The sequence below is a fragment of the Plantibacter sp. PA-3-X8 genome (assembly GCF_003856975.1).
GTDB classification, from domain to species: domain Bacteria; phylum Actinomycetota; class Actinomycetes; order Actinomycetales; family Microbacteriaceae; genus Plantibacter; species Plantibacter auratus.
Genome location: NZ_CP033107.1, coordinates 1420830 through 1441429 on the forward strand (window position 1 = coordinate 1420830; position 20600 = coordinate 1441429).

Annotated in this window: 21 protein-coding genes; 12 read left to right on the forward strand and 9 right to left on the reverse strand. The window is 69.3% G+C overall.

Annotated features, from left to right (window positions below):
* The first annotated feature begins 39 nt into the window (after positions 1–39).
* The gene (locus tag EAO79_RS06830; RefSeq protein WP_124768488.1) at positions 40–579 is read left to right on the forward strand and encodes a flavin reductase family protein; all 540 of its coding nucleotides are present in this window, start codon (positions 40–42) and stop codon (positions 577–579) included.
* On the opposite strand, the gene EAO79_RS06835 is transcribed toward EAO79_RS06830, so the two are convergent.
* The gene (locus tag EAO79_RS06835; RefSeq protein WP_206428302.1) at positions 580–1542 is read right to left on the reverse strand and encodes a proline dehydrogenase family protein; all 963 of its coding nucleotides are present in this window, start codon (positions 1540–1542) and stop codon (positions 580–582) included.
* 119 nt (positions 1543–1661) lie between these two features.
* Between EAO79_RS06835 and EAO79_RS06840 the strand changes: the two genes are divergently transcribed.
* Both EAO79_RS06840 and EAO79_RS06845 read left to right on the forward strand, forming a co-directional pair.
* Positions 1662–2234, forward strand: a complete 573-nt coding sequence (locus tag EAO79_RS06840; protein WP_124768489.1) for a YdeI family protein — start codon at positions 1662–1664, stop codon at positions 2232–2234.
* 19 nt (positions 2235–2253) lie between these two features.
* Positions 2254–2859, forward strand: coding sequence for a maleylpyruvate isomerase family mycothiol-dependent enzyme (locus EAO79_RS06845; RefSeq protein WP_124768490.1), 606 nt, complete (start codon positions 2254–2256; stop codon positions 2857–2859).
* Between the two features lie 369 nt (positions 2860–3228).
* Here the strand turns inward: EAO79_RS06845 and EAO79_RS06850 are convergent, their stop codons facing one another.
* From EAO79_RS06850 to EAO79_RS06860, 3 genes are all read right to left on the reverse strand, one after another.
* Positions 3229–4500: an HNH endonuclease signature motif containing protein gene (locus tag EAO79_RS06850; RefSeq protein ID WP_124768491.1), complete on the reverse strand. Its 1272-nt coding sequence runs from the start codon at positions 4498–4500 to the stop codon at positions 3229–3231.
* Positions 4501–5153: 653 nt separating this feature from the next.
* Positions 5154–5585, reverse strand: coding sequence for a hypothetical protein (locus EAO79_RS06855; protein ID WP_124768492.1), 432 nt, complete (start codon positions 5583–5585; stop codon positions 5154–5156).
* A gap of 142 nt (positions 5586–5727) precedes the next feature.
* A complete protein-coding gene (locus tag EAO79_RS06860; RefSeq protein ID WP_124768493.1) occupies positions 5728–6375 on the reverse strand; it encodes a TetR/AcrR family transcriptional regulator in 648 nt (215 codons plus the stop codon).
* Positions 6376–6507: 132 nt separating this feature from the next.
* Between EAO79_RS06860 and EAO79_RS06865 the strand changes: the two genes are divergently transcribed.
* From EAO79_RS06865 to EAO79_RS06890, 6 genes are all read left to right on the forward strand, one after another.
* The gene (locus EAO79_RS06865) at positions 6508–8166 is read left to right on the forward strand and encodes an ABC transporter substrate-binding protein (protein ID WP_124768494.1); all 1659 of its coding nucleotides are present in this window, start codon (positions 6508–6510) and stop codon (positions 8164–8166) included.
* A 168-nt stretch (positions 8167–8334) separates the two neighbouring features.
* Positions 8335–9207: an ABC transporter ATP-binding protein gene (locus EAO79_RS06870; protein ID WP_138946183.1), complete on the forward strand. Its 873-nt coding sequence runs from the start codon at positions 8335–8337 to the stop codon at positions 9205–9207.
* Entirely contained in the window at positions 9204–10001 is a 798-nt protein-coding gene (locus EAO79_RS06875) for an ABC transporter ATP-binding protein (RefSeq protein ID WP_056009243.1), read from the forward strand. The genes EAO79_RS06870 and EAO79_RS06875 overlap by 4 nt, the downstream gene beginning before the upstream one ends.
* Positions 9998–10981 (forward strand): ABC transporter permease, encoded by a 984-nt coding sequence (locus EAO79_RS06880; protein ID WP_124768495.1) that lies wholly within the window; start codon positions 9998–10000, stop codon positions 10979–10981. The genes EAO79_RS06875 and EAO79_RS06880 overlap by 4 nt, the downstream gene beginning before the upstream one ends.
* A 1-nt stretch (position 10982) precedes the next feature.
* Positions 10983–12035 (forward strand): ABC transporter permease, encoded by a 1053-nt coding sequence (locus tag EAO79_RS06885; protein ID WP_079704857.1) that lies wholly within the window; start codon positions 10983–10985, stop codon positions 12033–12035.
* Positions 12032–14344: a glycoside hydrolase family 3 N-terminal domain-containing protein gene (locus tag EAO79_RS06890; RefSeq protein ID WP_124768496.1), complete on the forward strand. Its 2313-nt coding sequence runs from the start codon at positions 12032–12034 to the stop codon at positions 14342–14344. The genes EAO79_RS06885 and EAO79_RS06890 overlap by 4 nt, the downstream gene beginning before the upstream one ends.
* A 79-nt stretch (positions 14345–14423) precedes the next feature.
* On the opposite strand, the gene EAO79_RS06895 is transcribed toward EAO79_RS06890, so the two are convergent.
* From EAO79_RS06895 to EAO79_RS06905, 3 genes are all read right to left on the reverse strand, one after another.
* Positions 14424–14726 carry a hypothetical protein gene (locus tag EAO79_RS06895; RefSeq protein ID WP_085512050.1) on the reverse strand — a complete coding sequence of 101 codons (303 nt, stop codon included), beginning with the start codon at positions 14724–14726 and terminating at the stop codon, positions 14424–14426.
* Positions 14727–14907: 181 nt separating this feature from the next.
* Positions 14908–15174 carry a hypothetical protein gene (locus EAO79_RS06900; protein ID WP_086472956.1) on the reverse strand — a complete coding sequence of 89 codons (267 nt, stop codon included), beginning with the start codon at positions 15172–15174 and terminating at the stop codon, positions 14908–14910.
* The gene (locus EAO79_RS06905; protein ID WP_064297077.1) at positions 15171–15491 is read right to left on the reverse strand and encodes a hypothetical protein; all 321 of its coding nucleotides are present in this window, start codon (positions 15489–15491) and stop codon (positions 15171–15173) included. Before EAO79_RS06905 ends, EAO79_RS06900 begins: the two co-directional genes overlap by 4 nt.
* A gap of 188 nt (positions 15492–15679) precedes the next feature.
* Here EAO79_RS06905 and EAO79_RS06910 point away from each other — a divergent pair, with 188 nt between their 5' ends.
* Positions 15680–16243 (forward strand): Dps family protein, encoded by a 564-nt coding sequence (locus EAO79_RS06910; protein ID WP_086472957.1) that lies wholly within the window; start codon positions 15680–15682, stop codon positions 16241–16243.
* 71 nt (positions 16244–16314) lie between these two features.
* On the opposite strand, the gene EAO79_RS19460 is transcribed toward EAO79_RS06910, so the two are convergent.
* Positions 16315–16443 carry a hypothetical protein gene (locus tag EAO79_RS19460; RefSeq protein ID WP_255376699.1) on the reverse strand — a complete coding sequence of 43 codons (129 nt, stop codon included), beginning with the start codon at positions 16441–16443 and terminating at the stop codon, positions 16315–16317.
* Between the two features lie 117 nt (positions 16444–16560).
* On the opposite strand from EAO79_RS19460, the gene EAO79_RS06915 reads away from it, so the two are divergent.
* On the forward strand, positions 16561–17739 hold the full coding sequence (locus tag EAO79_RS06915; RefSeq protein ID WP_124768497.1) for an FUSC family protein: 1179 nt from the start codon (positions 16561–16563) through the stop codon (positions 17737–17739).
* Between the two features lie 23 nt (positions 17740–17762).
* On the opposite strand, the gene EAO79_RS06920 is transcribed toward EAO79_RS06915, so the two are convergent.
* On the reverse strand, positions 17763–18602 hold the full coding sequence (locus EAO79_RS06920) for an SDR family oxidoreductase (protein ID WP_124768498.1): 840 nt from the start codon (positions 18600–18602) through the stop codon (positions 17763–17765).
* Positions 18603–18804: 202 nt separating this feature from the next.
* Here EAO79_RS06920 and EAO79_RS06925 point away from each other — a divergent pair, with 202 nt between their 5' ends.
* Entirely contained in the window at positions 18805–20589 is a 1785-nt protein-coding gene (locus tag EAO79_RS06925; protein ID WP_124768499.1) for a glycoside hydrolase family 15 protein, read from the forward strand.
* Positions 20590–20600: the final 11 nt, after the last annotated feature.

The window sequence follows — 20600 nt, forward strand, 5'->3', positions numbered from 1 at the left end:
AGTTGACCTCAAGACCGATTGAGGTTCTACGGTTGAAGCATGACCATTCCCACCACGCCGTCCGCTGATCCCGATGCCCTCGCCCGCGCAGCGACCGTCGACGGGTTCAAGACGGCGTTCCGTGACCACCCGGCGGGCGTCGCGCTGATCAGTGCCTCGACCGATCGTGGAGACGTCGGGTTGACGGCGTCATCGGTCGCGTCGGTGGCCGTCGACCCGCCGATGCTGTCCTTCTCGGTCACGCGGGCCACGGGGTCCGCGGGCGGACTGCTCAGTGCGGGGACGGTCGTCGTCCACCTCCTGGCCGACCACCACCTGGAGGTCGCGAAGGCGTTCGCCAAGACGGGGGAGCCGCGCTTCACCCCGGAACAGCACTGGGAGCGACTCGCGACCGGCGAGCCCTACCTGCCGAGTGCCCGTGCGGCACTGCGCTGCCGGATCGTGCAGACGGTCCCGGCCGGCAGCTCGATGCTCGTCATCGCCGAGGTGCTGGAGGTCATCCCGCCCGGCACCGACGCGCCGGCGCTCGTCTACCAGAACCGCAACTTCCACCGCGTGGAGTCCGACCCGCTCGGCTGATCAGGCGAGGAGCGCGATCGGGCCGATGTCCGCGATCGCCTCGATGACCCGCTCGGGGTGCTCGGCGATCCGGTTGAGGACGTAGAGCCACCACTCGGGTCCGTAGACGAGGTACTCGCGCGTTACGAACCCGCGGCGGTGGAGGTCGTCGAGCAGTTCGGTGCCGAGTCCCTGCAGCATCTCGAACTCCACGTGCGGCTGGCGGAGGTCGTCGCCGAGCGCGCCCTCGAGTGCGGCGACGAGGTTCGCGTCGTGGGTAGCGATGTTGACCCGGTGACCCGACCCAACGAGTCGTGTGACCATGCTGATGTAGGCGGCGGTCATCGGCGCGGAGTCGCGGGGGTAGGCCACCTCGGTCGATTCGAGGAAGGCGCCCTTGACGACACGGATCGGCCCGGGCCGATGCAGCACGCGGTCGAGGTCCGCGGGGGTGCGGTGCAGTCTCGCCTGCAGGGTGATGCCGGTCTCCGGGAACCGGTCGGCGATCTGCTCGAAGAGCGACAGCACCAGGTCCGTGCGGTCGGAGCCTTCAGCGGAGATCATGAGCGAGGTGTCGGCGTCCCGGGCCGCCTGTGCGAGCGCCAGGCCGTTGCGCAGGCCGAGCTCGGGGGAGACGACGGAACCGATGTGGGAGAGGTCGAGCGAGATCGTCGCGGTCTGGTCGGATTCGCTGATCCGGCGGGCGAGGTCGATGAACTCCGCGGTCTGTTCGTCGGCGACACGTGCGTCGCGGACCGACTCGCCGACGAGCTCGATGCTCCAGCGGTGTCCACGATCGGTGTTCGCTTCGAGGAGCCGCAAGGCCGAGGCCGCGTCCTCGCCGGCGATGTATCGCAGGGCGGCCCGCTTGGCGACGGCGGCGGCCTCCGGGTGGGCGAGGACTCGCGCTTTGAGGTCCTCGTCGAGGGCCCAGGCTCGCAGGGTGTCGGCGGCGCGCGACAGCGTCTCGTCGTTCATCAGCATGCTTCGACCCTATCCAGTCCTGGGTGGCGGTCCGGACGGCACCGGGGTCTGAGCTGCACCGGGGTCTGGGCTGCGTCGAGGTCTGGGCTGCGTCGCCTGTGCGCGCTACGCTCGCTCACGTGGCGAGCTTCGAGGAGAAACCGATCCTGGACCTCACGCTCGATGAGTGGGAGGCCTACCTCGCTGGCGCGCCGAGCGACGCAGGCGTGCGGTTGAAGCTGCGGAAGAAGACCTCGAAGGCGTCGGGGATCACCTGGTCGGAGGCACTGGACGTCGCCCTCTGCTACGGATGGATCGACGGACAGAGCAAACGGTTCGACGACGACTACACGCTGCAGGCGTTCACCCCGCGGCGGAAGAGCAGCCCGTGGTCGCAGATCAACCGGGAGCACGTCGCCCGCCTCATCGAGGAGGGGCGGATGCGTCCCGGTGGGCTCGCGGAGATCGAACGCGCCAAGGCCGACGGGCGGTGGGACGTGGCGTACCGGCAGAAGGACGCCGTCGCACCGGATGATCTGCAGGCGGCGCTCGAAGCGAACCCCGAGGCGGCGGCCTACTTCGCGACCCTCGGTCGCACCGACCGCTTCCGTGTCTTCTTCCGCCTGAGCAACATCAAGACGCCCGCGATCAGGGCCGCGCGCATCGCGGACGTGGTCGAGAAGGCCGCCCGGGGCGAGCAGCACTACCGCTGATGATGGGGGACCGGCGCGGATGAGGGTGTCACCGGGGACCGTGTGGCCGGTCGTCCACGAGGAGCGTCGGCGGCTCGTCGCGGACCTGTCGGTGCTGAGCGACGAGCAGTGGGGGAGGCCGTCGCTCTGCACCGGATGGGATGTGCATGACGTCGTCGCCCATCTCGTCGATTCGGCGAAGACGACGCGGCTGGGATTCGCCCGACGACTCATCGCCGCGCGGTTCGATTTCGACCTCGACAATGAACGCGGGGTCGAGCGGGAGCGGCGGAACGATCCGCAGGAGACGCTCCGCGCCCTGGCGGACGCCACCGAGCTGAGGCGCACCCCGCCGGCGAACCTCGCGACCAGGCTCGTCGAGGCCATCGTGCACGGCGAGGACGTCCGTCGGCCGCTCGGCATCAGCGCGGACTACCCGATAGCCGCGGTCCTGGTGGCGTTGGAGTACCAGCTCCGGACCGGCGTCTCGATGGGCGGCGGCAAGGAACGCGTCCGGGGCGTCCGGCTCGTCGCCGAGGACGCCGGGGTGAGCTGGGGTGCGGGCGACGAGGTCCGGGGATCGGCGCTCGACCTCTTGCTCGCGGTGTCAGGGCGACCGACCGGGCTGGCGTTGCCCGGGAGGTGAGGAAGAAGCTGGAAGTCTCCCGCATGCACCTTCCCCGTCGACCGACGTGCCTGGGCTCGGCTGCCCTTCGACAGGCTCAGGGACCGGGTTCATCCGGGTGAACCTCTTCCGCTGACCGAGGTTGCGCGCCACGGCTGCCCTTCGACAGGCTCAGGGACCGAAATGGTCCAGGCGCACTTCTCCCGGTCACTGAGCTTGTCGGAGTGCCCACGAGGACGCCTCATCATCTCGGGCACACCTCTTCCGGTCACTGAGCTTGTCGGAGTGCCCACGAGGACGGCTCATCATCTCGGGCACACCTCTCCCGGTCACTGAGCTTGTCGAAGTGCCCACGAGGAACCCTTCGACAGGCTCAGGGACCGAAACTGGTCAGAAGGGCGCGGGATCGGGTTCGGTCCGATACTGCTTCCCGTCGGGTGTCGTCCAGTCGAGGACGCCGCCGGGTCCGTGGTCGAGGTTCCATCCGGGCAGATGCTTCATCCGGTGATGATGTCGACACAGACACGCGAGGTTACCGACATCCGTCGTCCCGCCGTCCTCCCAGGCGACCGAGTGGTCGAGGTCGCAGGCCCGTGCTCGCCTGCCGCAGCCCGGTGCCCGGCAGGTGCCGTCTCGCAGGCGGACCGCGCGTTGCAGGTCGGCCGGGACCCGGTACTGGCTGCGTCCGACGGAGAGCACCGCGCCGGTTTCCGGCTGGACGAGGATCCGGGTGAAGCTCGGTGCGTTCACTGCGATACGTGCTGCGGTCTCCGGGTCGATCGGACCGTAGCCGTCGAGCATGCCGGGTGCGTCGCTCACGCCGGCCATGCTCAGCGCCGGGACGGTGATCTGCACGGTGGGCTTGATGTGTTCCTGCACCTCGATCGGGTGCGGGAGCACCGGGTTCGACATGACGTCGTCAGGTGTGACGCCGGTGAGCGCGAGGGCTGCCAGGGCGTCGGCCTGCAGTTGGGCGCACGTGCGCGTGTCGCCCGCAGCGCGCGACTCGGCCGCGGCGGCTTCGACGCGCTCGATGATGCCCTGCGCGATCGGTGCCGTCGTGAACAGGTGCACCCACGCCATGCCGTCAGCGGCCGGTTCGAACTCGACGCGGCGGTCGGCTTCCGAGCGGACCGCTCGGGCGGTGATCGATTCTGGGTGGAGACGCTCGCGCAGGACGCGGGCGCTCGTGCGGAGCCCAGCGGCCGTGGTGCGCTCGGCGACGACGAGGACCTTGTCGAGGAACACCGCCCGCCCGGCAGCCGGGACGTCGCAGAGCTGGTCGGTGATCACCTGCGCATGCCGCGCCGAGATCCGGCCGGCCTCCAGCGACGCCAGCACAGCCGGTGCGTCATTCACCAGACGTTCGGCGTCGTTCGTCGCAAGCTGGACCGTCCGCTCCGGCATCCGGGTCGCCATCGCGAGGGCCGCACACGTTGACCGGCGTGAGAGCGCCTGACGTTCAGCCGGCGGGAAGATCGCCGGGACCGTGGCGTCCGCGAAGGCATCGGCATAGGCGGCGGAGCGGGCCAGGAGGCGCGCCTTCCGGGCGTCCAGGAAGGCCTGTTGCCGGTGGATCTCAGCCCACTCGTCCGAGAACTCCTCGAGCCGCGCGGCGTACTCGTCGCTCGCGCGGATCGCGGTGAGGGTGGTCTCGGTCATGGAACCAGTCCACCATGGACCACTGACATTCCAGATGCCGAGTCGGGCTGGTTGGGGAACATCCTTGTGTGCCCTTCGACAAGCTCAGGGACCGGGAGAAGATCACCGGAGCAGGAGGTCCCCTCGTGTGCCCTTCGACAGGCTCAGGGACCGGAAGGGGTCCGCCGGATTGGCGAGGTTTCCTCTTGGGCCCCTCGGCAGGCTCAGGGACCGGGAGAAGATCTCCGGAGCAGAAGGTCCCTAGTGGGCCCTTGGACAGACTCAGGGGCCGGAAGGGGGCCGCCGGATTGGCGAGGTTTCCTCGTGTGCCCTTCGACAGGGTCAGGGACCGGTGGAAGGGCGCCGGACTCGTGGGGTTCCCCGTGTGCCCCTCGGCAGGCTCAGGGACCGGGAGAAGATCACCGGAGCAGGAGGTCCCCTCGTGGGCCCTTCGACAGGCTCAGGGACCGGGAGAAGATCAGCGGAGCAGGAGGTCCCTCGTGGGCCCTTCGACAGGCTCAGGGACCGGTGGAAGGGCGCCGGATTCGTGAGGGTGTCCGTGGACCCTTCGACGGGCTCCGGGACCGGGGAAAGGGTGCCCGATTGGCGGGTCCGTGTGCCCTTCTGCAGGCTCAGGGACCGGGCGAGGGCACTCGACAAGCGACCGGGCGGGGTCAGACCGCCCGGGCGAGCAGGTCTGCGACACGCTTCGCGACGGCGTCGTTCCACGCGGTGACCCCGAACGCAGTCGGCCACAGGTCGCCGTCGTCGAGCTTCGCGGAGTCGTTGAATCCGATGGTCGCGTAGCGCGCCTTGAACTTCGCCGCCGCCTGGAAGAACACGACCGCCTTGCCGTCGGCGCCGACGTAGGCGGGCATGCCGTACCAGGTCTTGGCCGCGAGGCCGGAGTCGCCACCCATGATCAGTTCGTGCAACGGCTCGGCGATGGCGCGGTCCGCGTCCTCCATCTCGGCGATCGCGTCGACGACGGCCTGCAGGGCCTCCTCGCGACTCGCGGCCGCCTTCAGCTCCTTGGCGCGCTCCTTCATCGCCGCGCGTTCCTCGGCGCTGAATCCGCTCTTCGTGCTCGACTGCTTCTCGGCCATGTCGGCGTCCTTCCGTTCGGGGCTGTGGTCCGCCTCTCACGGTAGCCCTGCGAGCCCCACGGCGCTTCTCGAATCCTGCTCGGCCCAGTGAGTCGCCCAAAAGCGCTCGAAATCAGCCCGAAAACCGACCGATTCGGGCGACTCAGCCGTCCAGTGCGCCCGGCCCGAGCACCGACTCGACGATGACCCGGATCGCGTACTCGCTCGTCTCGGCGAGGTCGACGTCCGCAGGGTCGATGAGCCACTGCACCTGCAGGCCGTCCATGACCGCCAGGATCGACGCCGCCGCACGGTGGATCGTCTCGGGCGCATCCACGCCCCGCTCGGCGCACACCACCTCGAACGCCTCCGCGATCTCACGCCGGAGGGTCCGGTAGCGGTCGTCGAAGTAGTGCCTGGCCGGGTGGTCCTCGGTCACCGACTCCGCCGACAGGACGACGAACGCCTGCACGATCCCGGCACGCTGCGCGTTCGCGGCGGCGGTGCGGATCAGGTGCTTGAACAGGTCGATACCGCCGGGGATGTGCTGGTCGTCGAGGTCCTGGACGTCCGTCGCGTCGCGGTAGCTGAGCACCTCGAGGAGGAGCTGGTCCTTCGACCCGAAGTGGTGCAGGATGCCCGCCGGCGTCATGTCGACGAGCTCGGCGATGTCGATGAGGGTTCCGTTCGCGTACCCCTTGGCGCCGAAGACGTCGAGCGCCGAGCGGACGACCTCGGCTCGCCTCGCCACGGTCGCCGGGCGTGGCTGGGCTGGTCGTTTCACCGTGTTCTGTCGTTTCACCGTGCTCATGGTGTCCGTTCCGCGGGGGCCTCGATGCGCCCGACACTACCGCGCTTGCCAACTTACTGAATGGTCAGTAAGTTATCACCGAATCCCGACTTGCGCCGCACTGCCGCAGCGCACACCCAAGAGGAGAAAGCGATGAAGCTGAGAACCCCACTGCTGGCCGCGTTCGCGGCCACAGCCCTGCTGCTCACCGGATGCACCGGTGGCGGCGGGTCGAGCGACGGACCCGAGAGCGGCGCCGCCCTGACGATCGCGAAGCCGGACGGCTCGATCGCCACCGAATCCAACAACCCCTACGTCGGCGACTCGTCCGCGATGAAGCTCGGCTACATCAACGCGATCCTGGAGCCGCTCGCGATCGTCAACCTCGTCGACCCGAGCGCCGAGGTGAAGCCGTGGCTCGCCTCCGAGATCGCCTGGTCCGACGACTACACCTCCGTCGCGCTGACCGCCCGCGACGGCGTCACCTGGAACGACGGCGAGGCGTTCAGCGCCGACGACATCGCGTTCACCTTCCAGCAGTTCATCGACCACCCCGAACTCGACAACTCGGCCCTCGGCCTCACCACGGTCGCGACCGAGGGCGACACCGTCACCCTGTCGTTCACGAACCCCATGTTCGTGAAGCAGGACAAGGTGCTCCTCAAGCAGATCGTCCCGAAGCACGTGTGGGAGTCCGTCGACGACCCCGCCACCTTCGAGAACCCGGAGCCCGTCGGCACCGGTCCGTACACGCTGACGAGCTTCAGCACCGAGAGCGTCGAACTCTCCGCCCGCGACGACTACTGGGGTGAGCAGCCGGCCGTGCCGACGCTCTACTACGTGTCGTACAACGACAACACGGCCCTCACCACCGCGCTCGCGAACGGCGACGCCGACTGGGCGCAGGCCTTCATCCCGAACGTGCAGTCCGCGTACCTCGACAAGGACAAGGAACACAACGTCTACTGGGCGGCCGCCGGTCTCGCCGTCGACGCGATGTTCGTGAACACGCAGACGAAGCCGTTCAACGACCCCGCGTTCCGCCAGGCGGTGAACCTCGTCATCGACCGCGAGCAGCACCAGCAGATCGCCCGTGAGGGCGGCGTCCCCGAGCTCAGCTCGGTGACCGGTCTCCCGACCCCGGCGGGCGACGCGTTCATCGCCTCCGAGTTCGAGGGCGAGGACTACACCGTCGACGCGAAGGCCGCGAAGCAGGTCCTCACCGACGCCGGCTACACCTGGGAGGACGACGTCCTCACCGACCCGTCCGGCGAGGCCGTCACCTTCACGCTGTCGGTGCCGCAGGGCTGGAACGACTACGTGACCGGCATCAGCCTCATCGCCGACTCGGTCAAGACGCTGGGCGTCACCGCCACGGTCGACACCCCCGACCAGGACACCTGGTGGGCGGCGAAGTCGGACGGCGACTTCCAGGCGATCCTGCACTGGACCGACACCGGCGCGACGCCGTACGACCTGTACTCCGACATCATGGACGGCCGCTGGCTCGTCGCCGAGGGTGAGGCGGCCGACTTCAACTTCGGTCGGTACGACAGCCCGGAGGCCACCGCGGCGCTCGCCGCCTACGCCAACGCGACGGACGACGCCACGCGCGCAGCCGCGCTCGAGACCGTGCAGAAGCTGTTCGTGTCCGACGTCCCGGCCATGCCGATCGGCACGCGCCCGTTCATCGGTTCGTACAACACGCGGAACTACACCGGATGGCCGAGCGAGGACGACCCCTACGCGCCCGCCGACCCGACGCAGCCGACCGCGGTCTACATCCTCACGCAGCTCAAAGCCGCGAAGTAGACACGGGCACCACACCGACGGGCGGGGCGCTCATCCGCCCCGCCCGTCACCTCCCGCATGCGCAACGGCATGCACCGCGATCAGCACAGAACGGACTCATGCAGTGACCAACGACGACCTGCTGACGGTCCGGCGCCGCTCTTCATCAGCACAGAACGGACTCATGCAGTGACCAACGACGACCTGCTGACGGTGTCCTCCTTCAGCGTCACCTACGACGTGGAACCACCCGTCGAAGCCGTGCGCGATGTCTCGCTCACCCTCCGCCGCGGCGAGATCCTCGGCCTGGCCGGCGAGTCCGGCTGTGGGAAGACCACCCTCGCCTACGGCCTGCAACGGCTCCTCAAACCACCGGCGGTCATCACGGGCGGGACCGCCGTCTTCCACGACGAGTCCGGCGAGGACATCGACCTCGGCCGGCTCGGCGAGGAGGAGATGCGCGCGTTCCGCTGGGACAAGGCCTCCATGGTGTTCCAGGGAGCGATGAACGCCCTCAACCCGGTCACCTCCATCGGGCGGCAGCTCGACGACGTCTTCACCACGCACCGCCGAGGCATGTCACGCGCCGAACGCCGTGAGGAGGCGGGCAAGCTGCTCGACATCGTCGGGGTCGGCCGCGACCGCCTGAAGTCCTACCCCCACGAGCTCTCCGGCGGCATGCGTCAGCGGGTCATGATCGCGATGGCGCTCGCCCTGAAGCCGCAGTTGATGATCATGGACGAGCCGACCACCGCGCTCGACGTGCTCGTGCAGCGCGAGATCCTCCAACAGATCTCCGAGCTCCGCACCGAGTTCGGCTTCTCGGTCATCTTCATCACCCACGACCTCCCGCTGCTCCTCGAGATCTCCGACCGCATCGCCGTCATGCGTGCCGGCCGGCTCGTCGAGATCGACACGGCGGAACGCATCTACCGACAGGCGAAGGACCCGTACACGCGGAAGCTGCTCGCGTCCTTCCCGAGCCTCACTGGCGAGCGCGGCGACTTCGTCCGTGGAACCGGTGCCGCCACGTCGGCCACCCAGGCAGGAGTGACCGCATGACCACCCTCGAGTTCTCGCACGTCTCGAAGCGCTACCGGGTCCGTGGTTCCGGCCACATGCTCGCGCTCGACGACGTCAGCTTCACCCTGCGGTCCGGCCAGACGCTCGCCCTCGTCGGTCAGTCCGGCAGTGGCAAGTCGACCATCGCGAAGATCCTCACCCAGTTGGAACGGGCGACGAGCGGCGACATCCTGCTCGACGGCAAGGCCATCCCGCGTCGTGGTCGTGCACTCCGCCGCTACCGCCAGCAGGTCCGCATGGTCTTCCAGGACCCGTTCGCCTCGCTGAACCCGTCGCACACGATCCGCCACCACCTGGAGCGACCGCTGCGCCTCGACCACGTCGTCCCCGAGGCCGAGGTGGAGGACGAGGTGCACCGCCTCCTCGAGCGCGTGCAGCTCGACCCGGCCGGCACGATCGACCGTCGGCCCCACGAACTGTCCGGCGGTCAGCGCCAGCGGGTCGCCATCGCCCGCGCGCTCGCGTCGCGTCCGTCCCTCCTCATCGCCGACGAGCCCGTCTCGATGCTCGACGTCTCCATCCGGCTGGGTGTCCTCAACCTCCTGGCCGAGCTGCAGCGCGAGTCGCAACTCGGCGTGCTCTACATCACGCACGACCTCGCGACCGCGCGGCACTTCAGCGACGAGATCATGGTCCTGCACCACGGCGAGGTGGTCGAGCGGGGCCCGGCCGACGATGTGATCCTCCGCCCGCAGCACCCCTACACGCTCGCCCTCCGCAACGCGTCGCCCGACCCCGACCGCCACTTCGCGGGAACGGAGACCATCGCATGACCTTCTTCCTCCGTCGCGCCGCCTTCTACGCGTTCACCGCGTGGGCCGCGATCACGATCAACTTCTTCCTGCCACGGATGCTCAAGGGCGACCCGGTCTCGGCGTACATCGCGAAGAACCAGGGCCGCATCAGCCCCGAGGCGGCGGACTCGCTCCGCACCCTGTTCGGACTCGACGCCGACAGGTCGATGCTCGAGCAGTACCTCGACTACTGGCGGTTGCTCTTCTCGGGCGACCTCGGACGGTCCTTCTCGAAGGGCCTCGCCCCGGTCACGGACGTGATCGCCGCCGCTCTGCCCTGGACCGTGGGCCTCGTCGGGATCGCGACGATCCTGTCGTTCGTCCTCGGCACGTCCATCGGCGCCCTCATCGGGTGGCGACGCGGCAGCAAGGCGGACTTCATCGTCCCGCTGTCCACCTTCTTCTCGACGGTGCCGTACTTCTGGATGGGCCTCATCGCGATCGCGGTGTTCTCCACCCTCCTCGGCTGGTTCCCCGCCTCCCACGCCTACGGCAAGGGGTCGAGGCCCGAGTTCACGCTCGACTTCATCGGCCAGGTGATCGCGCACGGCTTCCTCCCGGCGGCGACGATCGTGCTCGCCTCACTCGGCGGTTGGATCCTCGGCATGCGCAACATGATGGTCACCGTCCTCGACGAGGACTACGTGACCGTCGCGCAGGCGAAGGGGTTGCCGACCCGCCGGGTGCTCGTCGACTACGCGGCGCGCAACGCCATGCTGCCGCAGCTGTCGAGCTTCGCCCTGTCGCTCGGCTTCATCGTCGGCGGCACGATCGTCATGGAGATGGTCTTCTCCTACCCGGGCGTCGGCAAGCTCCTGCTCGACGCCACGACGGCGAAGGACTACCCGCTCATGCAGGGGCTCTTCCTCGTCATCACGCTCACCGTCCTCGTCGCGAACATCCTGGCCGACGTCGCCTACGCGGTGCTCGACCCCCGCACCCGCCAGATGGAGTCCTGACATGACCATCCCCACCACCGAGGCCCTCGCCACCGCCGAGGCGCCCAAGCCGACGCCCGCTGGTCGCTCGTTCGCCGCCCGGTTCGCGTCGTCGTTCGCGATGTTCCGGAACGGCAAGTCGATCGCGGGGCTCTGCATCCTCGGGTTCTTCGTCCTCGTCGCGGTCTTCGGCGACCTCATCGCGCCCTACGGCCCGCTCGAGAAGGACTTCACCGCGCTGCGCCAGGCTCCGTCGGCCGCGCACCTGCTGGGTACCACGCACATGGGCGAGGACGTCCTGAGCCAGCTCATCTACGGCACCAGGGGCGTGCTCCTCGTCGGCTTCCTGGCTGGGATCTTCGCGACGATCATCGCCGTCGCCATCGGGGTCACCGCCGGGTACGTCTCCGGGTTCACGAGCGAGTCGCTGTCCGCGCTGACGAACGTCTTCCTCGTCATCCCGGGTCTCCCGCTCATGATCATCGTGGCCTCTCAGTACGACAACCCGAGCCTGTTCCTCATCGCCGGTGTCCTGGCGCTCACCGGGTGGGCGTGGGGCGGCCGGGTGCTCCGCGCGCAGACGATGTCGCTGCGGAACCGCGACTTCATCCAGGCGGCGAAGGCGAACGGGGAGTCCCTCTTCCGGATCATCACCGTCGAGATGCTGCCGAACCTGACCGCCATCATCGCCTCGAGCTTCGTCGGCACGGTCACCGCTGCAGTGCTCGGGCTCACCACGCTCGCGTTCATCGGCGTCATCCCCATCACGAACCTCAACTGGGGCACCATCCTGTTCTGGGCGCAGCAGAACGGTGCGTTCCCCGACTTCTGGTGGTGGTACGTGCCCGCCGGTGTCTGCATCGCCCTGCTCGGTGTCGCGCTGTCGCTCATCAACTTCGGGATCGACGAGTACGTGAACCCGAGGCTCCGCTCGGCGGGTGAACGCGCCAGGGCCCTCCGCAAGCGAGGCATCAAGCCCGGGGCGAGCGTCACCGCCGTCCGCACCGAGACGACCGGCCCGTCCACGATCACCGACACGACCCACACCGAACGCGCTGGAGCCACCGAACGATGAAGACCGACACCGCCCGCCACCTCGAGGACGCCCGCTACCTCGACGCCACGCTGCCCATTGCAGCCCGCGTCGACGACCTCGTCGAGCGGATGACCGTCCGCGAGAAGGTCGGGCAGATGATGCAGCTCGACGCCCGCGACGACATCGAGGCGCACGTGCTCGAGACGCACGTCGGCTCGATCCTGCACGCGTCACCGGAGCGTCTCGCGGTCGCCCATGAACTCGTGGGGCGGACGCGACTGCGGATCCCGCTGATCGTGGGGGAGGACTGCATCCACGGTCACTCCTTCCACCTCGGCGCGACGATCTTCCCCACGCAACTGGCCATGGCCGCGAGCTGGGACGCCGAGCTGCTCGAGCGGGTCGCCAGGGCCACGGCCGTCGAGGTCGCCGCGACGGGTGTCCACTGGACGTTCTCGCCGGTGCTCTGCATCGCCCGCGACCTCCGCTGGGGGCGTGTCGGCGAGACCTTCGGTGAGGACCCGTTCCTCATCGGCGAGCTCGCGTCCGCGATGGTGCGCGGCTACCAGGGCGACGGCCTGTCCGACCCGACGGCCATCCTCGCGACGGCCAAGCACTTCGCCGGTTACTCCGAGACGCAGGGCGGGCGCGACGCGAGCGAGGCCGACATCTCGCCGCGCAAACTGCGGTCATGGTTCCTCCCGCCCTTCGAGCGGGTCGCCCGCGAGGGCTGCGCCAGCTTCATGCTCGGCTACCAGTCGATCGACGGGGTGCCGATCACGGTCAACGAGTGGCTGCTCAACGACGTGCTGCGCGGCGAGTGGGGCTACGAGGGGACGCTCATCACCGACTGGGACAACGTGGGCCGCATGGTGTGGGAGCAGCACGTCAGCCCTGATTACGTGCACGCCTCGGCTGCCGCGATCCGCGCCGGCAACGACATGGTGATGACCACGCCCGGCTTCTTCGAAGGCGCCCTGGAAGCGCTCGACCGCGGACTGCTCGAGGAGGCCGACCTCGATCGCGCGGTCCGTCGCATCCTCACCCTGAAGTTCGCGCTCGGCCTGTTCGAGCGCCCGCGGCACCCGGACGCCGCCGAGCAGCTCGCGGTGATCGGCTCGCCGGAGTACACCGAGCTCAACCTCGAGACCGCGCGGCGTTCCCTCGTCCTGCTCCGCAACGAGGGCGTGCTGCCGCTCGCCGGCGGCTACCGGGCGGACGAGGCAGGCAGGGCGATCGCGACGTCCGAGGCCGGGCCGCAGCGCATCGCCGTCGTGGGTCCGCTCGCGGACGACGCGCAGATGCAGCTCGGCGACTGGGCGGGCAACTCCGGCCAGGCCGGTTGGCTGCCCGACGGCCAGCCGCGCGAGATGATCACCACCGTGGTCGACGGCCTGCGTGCGGTCGCACCCGCCGGGAGCACGGTCACGACCGCGTTCGGAGCCGACATCCTCACGCTCTCGCCCGATCCAGCGGGCGCGACCTTCCCCGACGGCCAGCCGCGTCCACCGCTCGTCACGCCCGCGGAACCCGACGATGCGCTCATCGCGGAAGCCGTCGCGCTGGCCCAGGACGCCGACGTGGTCGTCGCCGTCGTGGGCGACCGCATCGAGCTCGTGGGGGAGGGCCGCTCCACCGCGACGCTCGAGCTCATCGGCGGACAGGTGGCACTGCTCGACGCCCTGGCCGCCACCGGCAAGCCGCTCGTCGTGGTCCTGCTCGCCTCGAAGCCGCTCGTGCTGCCGCCGTCCGCGCTGCACGCCGACGCGATCGTGTGGGCGGCGAGCCCCGGCATGCAGGGTGGCCGCGCGATCGCGGAACTCCTGCTCGGTCTCATCGAGCCGACCGGTCGCCTACCGATCTCCTTCGCGCGGCACGCCGGCCAGCAGCCGACGTACTACAACCAGATCCGCGGACAGCACGGCGACCGCTACGCCGACCTCACCCAGGAGCCTGCGTTCGCGTTCGGCGACGGACTGTCCTACTCGAGCGTCGAGTACGGGGAGCCGCGCCTCGACCAGGTCGTCCACGGACGTGGCGACACCCTGCGCGCCGAGGTCGAGGTGCACAACAGCGGTTCGCGTCCCGTCCTCGAGACGGTGCAGGTGTACGTCAGCGACCTCGTCACCTCGGTGAGCTGGGCCGACCAGGAGCTGAAGACGTTCCGTCAGGTCGCGATCGAACCGGGCGACACGGCGACGGTCACGATCGAACTGCCCGTCGCCGACTGCTCCATCGTCGACGCCAGAGGACGGCGGGTCGTCGAAGCGGGCGAGTTCGAGCTGCGGGTGGGCGGCTCGTCACGGGCCGATGCGCTGCACGCGGTCCGCTTCACGATCGCCGACTGAGCCGTCGGCGGCCGGGATGCTCACGGGGCCGCACGAAGTCCCTCCTGTTTCGTGCGGCACCCGTGAGCGGTCCCGAGGGCTACGCCAGTTCGTCCGCGTCAGCGCGGACGGTGACCTCGCCGCCGTTGGCGCCGTGCATGAGGTCCTCGAGCAGGGGGCGGTCCATCTCGAACGTCTCGTCCGAGTCGAAGCTGAACTGCAGCGGGATCGACGGGTGCAGCCAGAGCGTGACGCGGCCGCGCTCCGTCGAGGTGTCGCGCAGGGTCACCGAGAACGACTCGTTCCGGCGGAGCTTCATGAGGGTGATGGTCTTGACGTGAGCCAGCATCCGGTCTTCGAGGTGGAACCGGTTCTCGCCCGTGCCGTATACGATCGCGCCCATGTGCTGTGCCCTTCTTCGGGCCTCCGACGATCGACACGGCGAGATGCGCCGGTGTCGAGCGGCCAGCCTGGAGACCCACTTCAATGTCCGCCGAACAAGTGTAGGAAACTTGAAATCGTCGCTCTGAACTGTTGATTTCCAGGTGTCGGCTGCGCTATGCCAGCTTCCGCTGGCGAGGCGGTCAGGACAGCAGGTCGGGGTCCTGTCCCTGGGGGAGTGCCGAGGACGGGGTGTCCTGGGAAGGACCGTCCGGTGTGCCCATCGCGATGCCGATCCCGGGGCCGATCAAGATGGTGATGGGCTCCAGCTGACCCTCACCGCGGTCGACCTGCAGCCACCGGAACTGTCCGGCGGAGATGCTGTCGAGCACCTCGGCGCGGAACTCGTCCGGATCCTCGACGGCGATCGAGTACGGAAGTCCCTGGTAGACGATCTCCATGCGGCTCATGCGACTTGTCCTGTCCGGCTCGGAGCGGGCTCCGCGATGACCGAGAGGCCGTGGGCGGAGTTCGCCGTGACGTTCAGCGCGTCGATCCACGCGCGGTTGAGGTCGATCGGGACACTGCCCGAGTACTTGAAACGCAATGGCACCGAGGGGTGGATCCAGATGACGCTGCGCCCGTCGCCGGCGCGCGGGTCGTCCTTCCAACCGAAGTAGAAGGCCTCGTTCCGGCGGAGCTTCGCACCGATCACGAACTGCAGGTGCGCAAGCAGCCGGTCCTCGAAGGTGATCGAGACCTCAGAACCGTAGATCAGTTTTCCCATGGCGGGCCGTGCTCTCCTCGTTGTGCGTCACGCGGTGTCTATCGCGGTGTCGCTTCACCTTAAGACTCTCGGCTCCGAAAACCCAGCTGGCGGCCGCGCGGGCACGGATGGGACGCTTCGGCGTCGATGTCAAGGGCCCCGGGATCGACAGGTACGGTGCGTAACCTGCCGTGCAGGAGGTGCCAACCATGGCAACAGCAGAGAAGACCAGCAAGACCGAGAGCACGACCCGATCGGCTCCCGGAGGATCCGGGCCGAAGCCCACCCGTCGGCAGAACGCCGAGAAGGGCTTCGTCGCGTCGAAGGAACTCGACGCCAACATGCAGGCCGTCCTCGTCGACCTCATCGAGCTGTCGATCCAGGGCAAGCAGGCGCACTGGAACGTCATCGGACGCAACTTCCGCGACACGCACCTGCAGCTCGACGAGATCATCGACGCCGCGCGCGAGTTCAGCGACACCGTCGCGGAGCGCATGCGTGCCCTGCACGCCGTGCCGGACGGCCGCAGCGACATCGTCGCCGAGACCACGACGCTGCCCGAGTACCCGCAGGGCGAGATCGACACTTCGGAGACGATCGACCTGATCACCGTCCGACTCGAGGCGGTCGTCGGCACGATGCGTCGGGTCCACGACGACGTCGACGATGAGGACCCGACGAGCGCGGACATCCTCCACGCGATCATCCAGCAGCTGGAGCAGTTCGCGTGGATGATCAGCGCGGAGAACCGGACGGCGACCCGCAGTCGCTGACCTGGGGCGGCGTCCGACGGCGACTCGTCGTCGGCGCCGCCACCCGTCGGGGTCGAATGTCGGTTCGGCGACTACTCGTCGTCGGCGCCGCCGCCCGACGCCGTGTCCTCACCATCAGTCGACTCGGAACCGTCGGAGCCCGATCCGTCGGGGATCTCCTCCGCGTCGGGACGTGAGGATGATGCAGATGCGTTCGTCATGTTCGCTTCCTTCCTGGTTGTCGCCATCGGAGATGACCAGACCAACGCTAGGCCGCCGAGCTGATCAGCGCGTGGGGGTTGACGCTTCAACAGGGCCAGACCACCATGGCGGCTGTGATGAGCGGCGATGAAGTGACCGGGCGCACGACCGCCACAGGGAGCATCCGGACGCCGAAACAGCGGGTCGGCGCGTGGATCATGCCCGCGCTGCGTCCGTGGCGCCTCATGCTCGCGCTCAAGGTGGCCATCGCGGCCACCGCGGCCTGGTTCCTCGGCAGCCTGCTCCCGGGCGAGCTCGGCGACTTCTCCTACTACGCACCGCTCGGCGCCCTCGTGAGCCTCACACCGACGCTCATGGACTCGGTGCGCTCGAGCCTGCAGACCCTCATCGGTCTGGGCCTCGGCATCGGACTCGCGTGGCTGCTCATCATCTCGCCCGCGCCCGGCTGGGTGTCCGTCTCGCTGTCGGTGGGGCTCGGCACGCTGCTCGCCGGCCTGCCGGGGCTAGGACAGGGCCGTGACTACGTCCCCATCGCGGCGCTGTTCGTCATCATCATCGGCGGAGCGAACGCCAACGACTTCTCGGTCGGCTACCTCGTGCAGATGGCCCTCGGCGTGCTCGTCGGGCTCCTCGTGAACCTGCTCATCATGCCGCCGCTGTTCGTCCGCGAGTCGGCAGCCGGGATCTCGGCCGCGAGGTCACGGATGGTCGGTGCGCTCCGGAGCATGTCGGACACCCTCCGATCCGAGTCGGCACCGACCCCGGACGACCCGCCGTCTTGGGACAGCTCGCTGCTCGCCATCCGGCACGACGTCGACGCCGCGCGCGTGCTGATGAAAGACGCCGCGGAGAGCCGCCGGGCCAATCCGCGCACGCGGTGGAACCGGCATGACTTCCGCGGGGATGAGGGGGCGCTCGCCGCCCTCGAGCGGATCGCGCCGGTGGTCGTGGAGATCGGTGACGCCCTGCGTGCGGCGCTCTGGGGGATCCCGGTGCCGGTCGACCTCGACGAGGGCGTCCGGAGTGCGCTCGCCGATGCGATCGACGCCTCGGCCGACCTCGTCGAGGCGGCGATCGACGACGAGCGTCTCTCCGATGCGCTGCGTGCCTCCGACCAGGCGCTGACGATGCTGCGTCGGGCGGTGCGCTCGGCCCACGCGGGCGCGAACGGTGCGGCCGGTCGGGAGTCGGACGACGCCGACCCGGCGGAGGATGCGGGTGGCGAGAACCTGCTGTTCGCGCTGCGTCGCATCCACGCCGAGATCGAACGCTCGGAGCGGTCGCCGGACGCCTGAGCGGCGCCCGGCGCGCCCGGTCCTCAGAGGATCGGCTTGCCGCCGGTCACCGCGATGACGGCGCCCGAGATGTAGCTCCCCTCGTCCGAGGCGAGCAGCACGTAGGGCGGAGCGACCTCGGCAGGCTGGCCCGGACGCCCGAGCGGGGTGTCCGTCCCGAACGACTCGACCGTCTCCGGCGGCATCGTCGACGGGATCAGGGGCGTCCAGATCGGACCGGGCGCGACGGCGTTCACGCGGATCCCGTCACCACCGAGCACCTGCGCGAGCGACGCGGTCATGCTCGCGAGACCCGCCTTGGTCATGGCGTAGGGCATGAGCTGCGGCGACGGCGAGTCGGCCTGCACCGAGCTCGTCGCGATGATCGAGGAGCCCGGAGCCATGTGGGGGACGGCCGCCTTGCTCAAGTGGAAGAACGCGCTCAGGTTCGTGGCGAGCGTGTGGTCCCACTCCTCGTCCGGGATCTCGGCCAGGCTCTCCCGGGTCATCTGGTACGCGGCGTTGCTCACCAGGATGTCGACCTTCCCGAAGCGTTCGACCGTCGCGCGGACGATCTCGCGGCAGTGCTCTGGGCTCGTGAGGTCACCACCGATGCTGAGGGCGGTCCGGCCGGCCTCCTCGACCCAGCGGACCGTGTCGGCCGCGTCCTCGTCTTCATCGAGGTAGCTGACGACGACCTCCGCCCCTTCGCGGGCGTAGGCGATCGCGACGGCCTTGCCGATACCGCTGTCGCCACCGGTGATGATGGCGACCTTGCCCTCGAGCTTGCCCGAACCCCGGTAGCCGGTCTCGCCGTGGTCGGCCTGCGGCGTGAGCGCTCCCTCGGTCCCGGGCGGCTGCTGCTGCTGAGCGGGCTGGTTCATGGTGTTCCTCCCTGTGCTGCTGTGGATCCGTGCTGCTGTGCGTGCCAGCATGCTGTGGTTGCGGTCCGTCCACCCAAGCCGATCCGAGCGATCCGCCTCCAGGGGTTGACGCCCGCCCGGCACCCGGCGTCCCGCGCTAGCAGCCGCGTGGCGGGGCCGCCAGCCCCGGCGATTCGGAGGTGCGGCTCGTAGGGTGAATCGCATGACCGCAGCTGGCGAGGATCTCCGTTCGTACGCACCGATCGGGGACGGCCGCACCGTCGCCCTCATCGGACTCCGTGGCCAGGTCGACTGGCTGCCGATCCCCGACCTCGGCTCCATGCCGGTGTTCGCCCGGCTGCTCGACGACGACTCCGGCGGGTGCATCGAGCTCGAGCCGGTCGGCGAGTACACCGTCACGCGACGCTACGTGTCCGGCACCAACGTCTTGCGCACGACCTTCACGACCGAGCACGGGCGTGCGACGATCACGGACGCACTCGTCACGGGCATCGCGGGTCGCCTGCCCTGGGCCGAACTCGCGCGCCGGATCGACGGGGTGTCGGGCAGTGTCGAGTTCACCTGGCGCGTCCGGCCCGGGACCGCACTGGGGACGGCCTCGCCCTGGATCGAGGACAGCACGCGCGGCCCCATCATCCGCTCCGGCGCGACGACGATCGCGGTCGTCGGCGACGAGTACGGGCCGGAGGAGGTCGAGGTCGACGGGGCCATGCCGACGGAGCTCTCCGGTCGCTTCACGACGACCGAGAACTCCCGTCACCTGCTGATCATCGTCGCCACCCACGGTGAGCCGATCCATCTGCCGGTCCCGGCGAACGTGGACGTGGGTATCGACCGGACGATCGACAACTGGCGCGCCTGGTCCCGGGCCTTCTCCTACGAAGGCCCCTGGGCGGATCAGGTGCAGCGCAGTGCCCTCGCCCTCAAACTCCTGATCTTCAGCCCCACCGGTGCCATCGCGGCCGCGGCGACCACCTCGCTCCCGGAGAACCCGCGCGGGGCCAAGAACTGGGACTACCGCTTCGCCTGGGTGCGCGACCTCGCGTACACCGCGCACGCCCTCGTCCGCTTCGGCCTCCGCGAGGAGACGCACGCCGCCGTGTCGTGGCTGCTGCGCACCATCCGCGAGAACGGACCGGAGCTGCACATCTTCTACGGCCTCGAGGGCGGCGTGCCCGATGGTGTGGTCGAGCACGACGTCGCCGGCTGGCGCGGCATCGGTCCGGTGGTCAGCGGGAACCCGGCTCAGGGGCAGCTGCAGCTCGGCGTCTACGGCGACCTCTTCGCGATCTGCCGCACCTACGTCGACGCCGGCAACGTCCTCGACGTCGAGACCGGCCGTCTCCTCGCCGAGGTCGCGGACCGCACCTGCGACCTGTGGCGGAACCGCGACGCCGGCATGTGGGAGCTGCCCCAGGAGGAGCACTACGTCTCGTCGAAGATGGGCTGCTGGCAGGCGCTCGGCGACGCCGTGCACCTGGCGGAGCTCGGGCAGGTCGCCGGCAGCGCCGACCGCTGGCGCACCGAGCAGACCCGCATCCGGGAGTGGATCGACGAGCACGGGTGGAACGAGGAGCGCGGGGCGTACGTCATGTTCCCCGGGAGCGACGACCTCGACGCCTCCGTGCTGCTGCACGCGATGAGCGGGTTCGACCGCGGTGACCGGATGTCCTCGACGATCGACGCACTGGCGGCCGAACTCGGCGAGGGGGCGCTGCTGTACCGGTACTCGGGGGTGCAGCAGGAGGAGTACACCTTCGTCGCCTGTGCGTTCTGGCGGGCCTCCGCGCTCGCCTGCGTCGGTCGTCACGACGAGGCGATCGCGGCCATGGACGAGCTCGTCGGCATGACCAACGACGTCGGGATCCTCGCCGAGATGATCGACCCGGCCGACGGCGCGCACTGGGGCAACCTGCCGCAGGCGCTGAGCCACCTCGCGCTCATCAACGCGGCCCTCACGATCAAGGAGCTCACCGAGCAGGATTGAGCGCTCCCGGT

What these genes read in the sequence shown, in the direction of transcription:
- EAO79_RS19460 (WP_255376699.1), bottom strand. Translation starts at nt 16,443, where the DNA reads ATGACGAACGCATCTGCATCATCCTCACGTCCCGACGCGGAGGAGATC.
- EAO79_RS06860 (WP_124768493.1), bottom strand. Translation starts at nt 6,375, where the DNA reads ATGAGCACGGTGAAACGACAGAACACGGTGAAACGACCAGCCCAGCCA.
- EAO79_RS06925 (WP_124768499.1), top strand. Translation starts at nt 18,805, where the DNA reads ATGACCGCAGCTGGCGAGGATCTCCGTTCGTACGCACCGATCGGGGAC.
- EAO79_RS06910 (WP_086472957.1), top strand. Translation starts at nt 15,680, where the DNA reads ATGGCAACAGCAGAGAAGACCAGCAAGACCGAGAGCACGACCCGATCG.
- EAO79_RS06875 (WP_056009243.1), top strand. Translation starts at nt 9,204, where the DNA reads ATGACCACCCTCGAGTTCTCGCACGTCTCGAAGCGCTACCGGGTCCGT.
- EAO79_RS06905 (WP_064297077.1), bottom strand. Translation starts at nt 15,491, where the DNA reads ATGGGAAAACTGATCTACGGTTCTGAGGTCTCGATCACCTTCGAGGAC.
- EAO79_RS06850 (WP_124768491.1), bottom strand. Translation starts at nt 4,500, where the DNA reads ATGACCGAGACCACCCTCACCGCGATCCGCGCGAGCGACGAGTACGCC.
- EAO79_RS06830 (WP_124768488.1), top strand. Translation starts at nt 40, where the DNA reads ATGACCATTCCCACCACGCCGTCCGCTGATCCCGATGCCCTCGCCCGC.
- EAO79_RS06845 (WP_124768490.1), top strand. Translation starts at nt 2,254, where the DNA reads ATGAGGGTGTCACCGGGGACCGTGTGGCCGGTCGTCCACGAGGAGCGT.
- EAO79_RS06880 (WP_124768495.1), top strand. Translation starts at nt 9,998, where the DNA reads ATGACCTTCTTCCTCCGTCGCGCCGCCTTCTACGCGTTCACCGCGTGG.
- EAO79_RS06835 (WP_206428302.1), bottom strand. Translation starts at nt 1,542, where the DNA reads ATGCTGATGAACGACGAGACGCTGTCGCGCGCCGCCGACACCCTGCGA.
- EAO79_RS06885 (WP_079704857.1), top strand. Translation starts at nt 10,983, where the DNA reads ATGACCATCCCCACCACCGAGGCCCTCGCCACCGCCGAGGCGCCCAAG.
- EAO79_RS06920 (WP_124768498.1), bottom strand. Translation starts at nt 18,602, where the DNA reads ATGAACCAGCCCGCTCAGCAGCAGCAGCCGCCCGGGACCGAGGGAGCG.
- EAO79_RS06915 (WP_124768497.1), top strand. Translation starts at nt 16,561, where the DNA reads ATGAGCGGCGATGAAGTGACCGGGCGCACGACCGCCACAGGGAGCATC.
- EAO79_RS06855 (WP_124768492.1), bottom strand. Translation starts at nt 5,585, where the DNA reads ATGGCCGAGAAGCAGTCGAGCACGAAGAGCGGATTCAGCGCCGAGGAA.
- EAO79_RS06895 (WP_085512050.1), bottom strand. Translation starts at nt 14,726, where the DNA reads ATGGGCGCGATCGTATACGGCACGGGCGAGAACCGGTTCCACCTCGAA.
- EAO79_RS06865 (WP_124768494.1), top strand. Translation starts at nt 6,508, where the DNA reads ATGAAGCTGAGAACCCCACTGCTGGCCGCGTTCGCGGCCACAGCCCTG.
- EAO79_RS06890 (WP_124768496.1), top strand. Translation starts at nt 12,032, where the DNA reads ATGAAGACCGACACCGCCCGCCACCTCGAGGACGCCCGCTACCTCGAC.
- EAO79_RS06900 (WP_086472956.1), bottom strand. Translation starts at nt 15,174, where the DNA reads ATGAGCCGCATGGAGATCGTCTACCAGGGACTTCCGTACTCGATCGCC.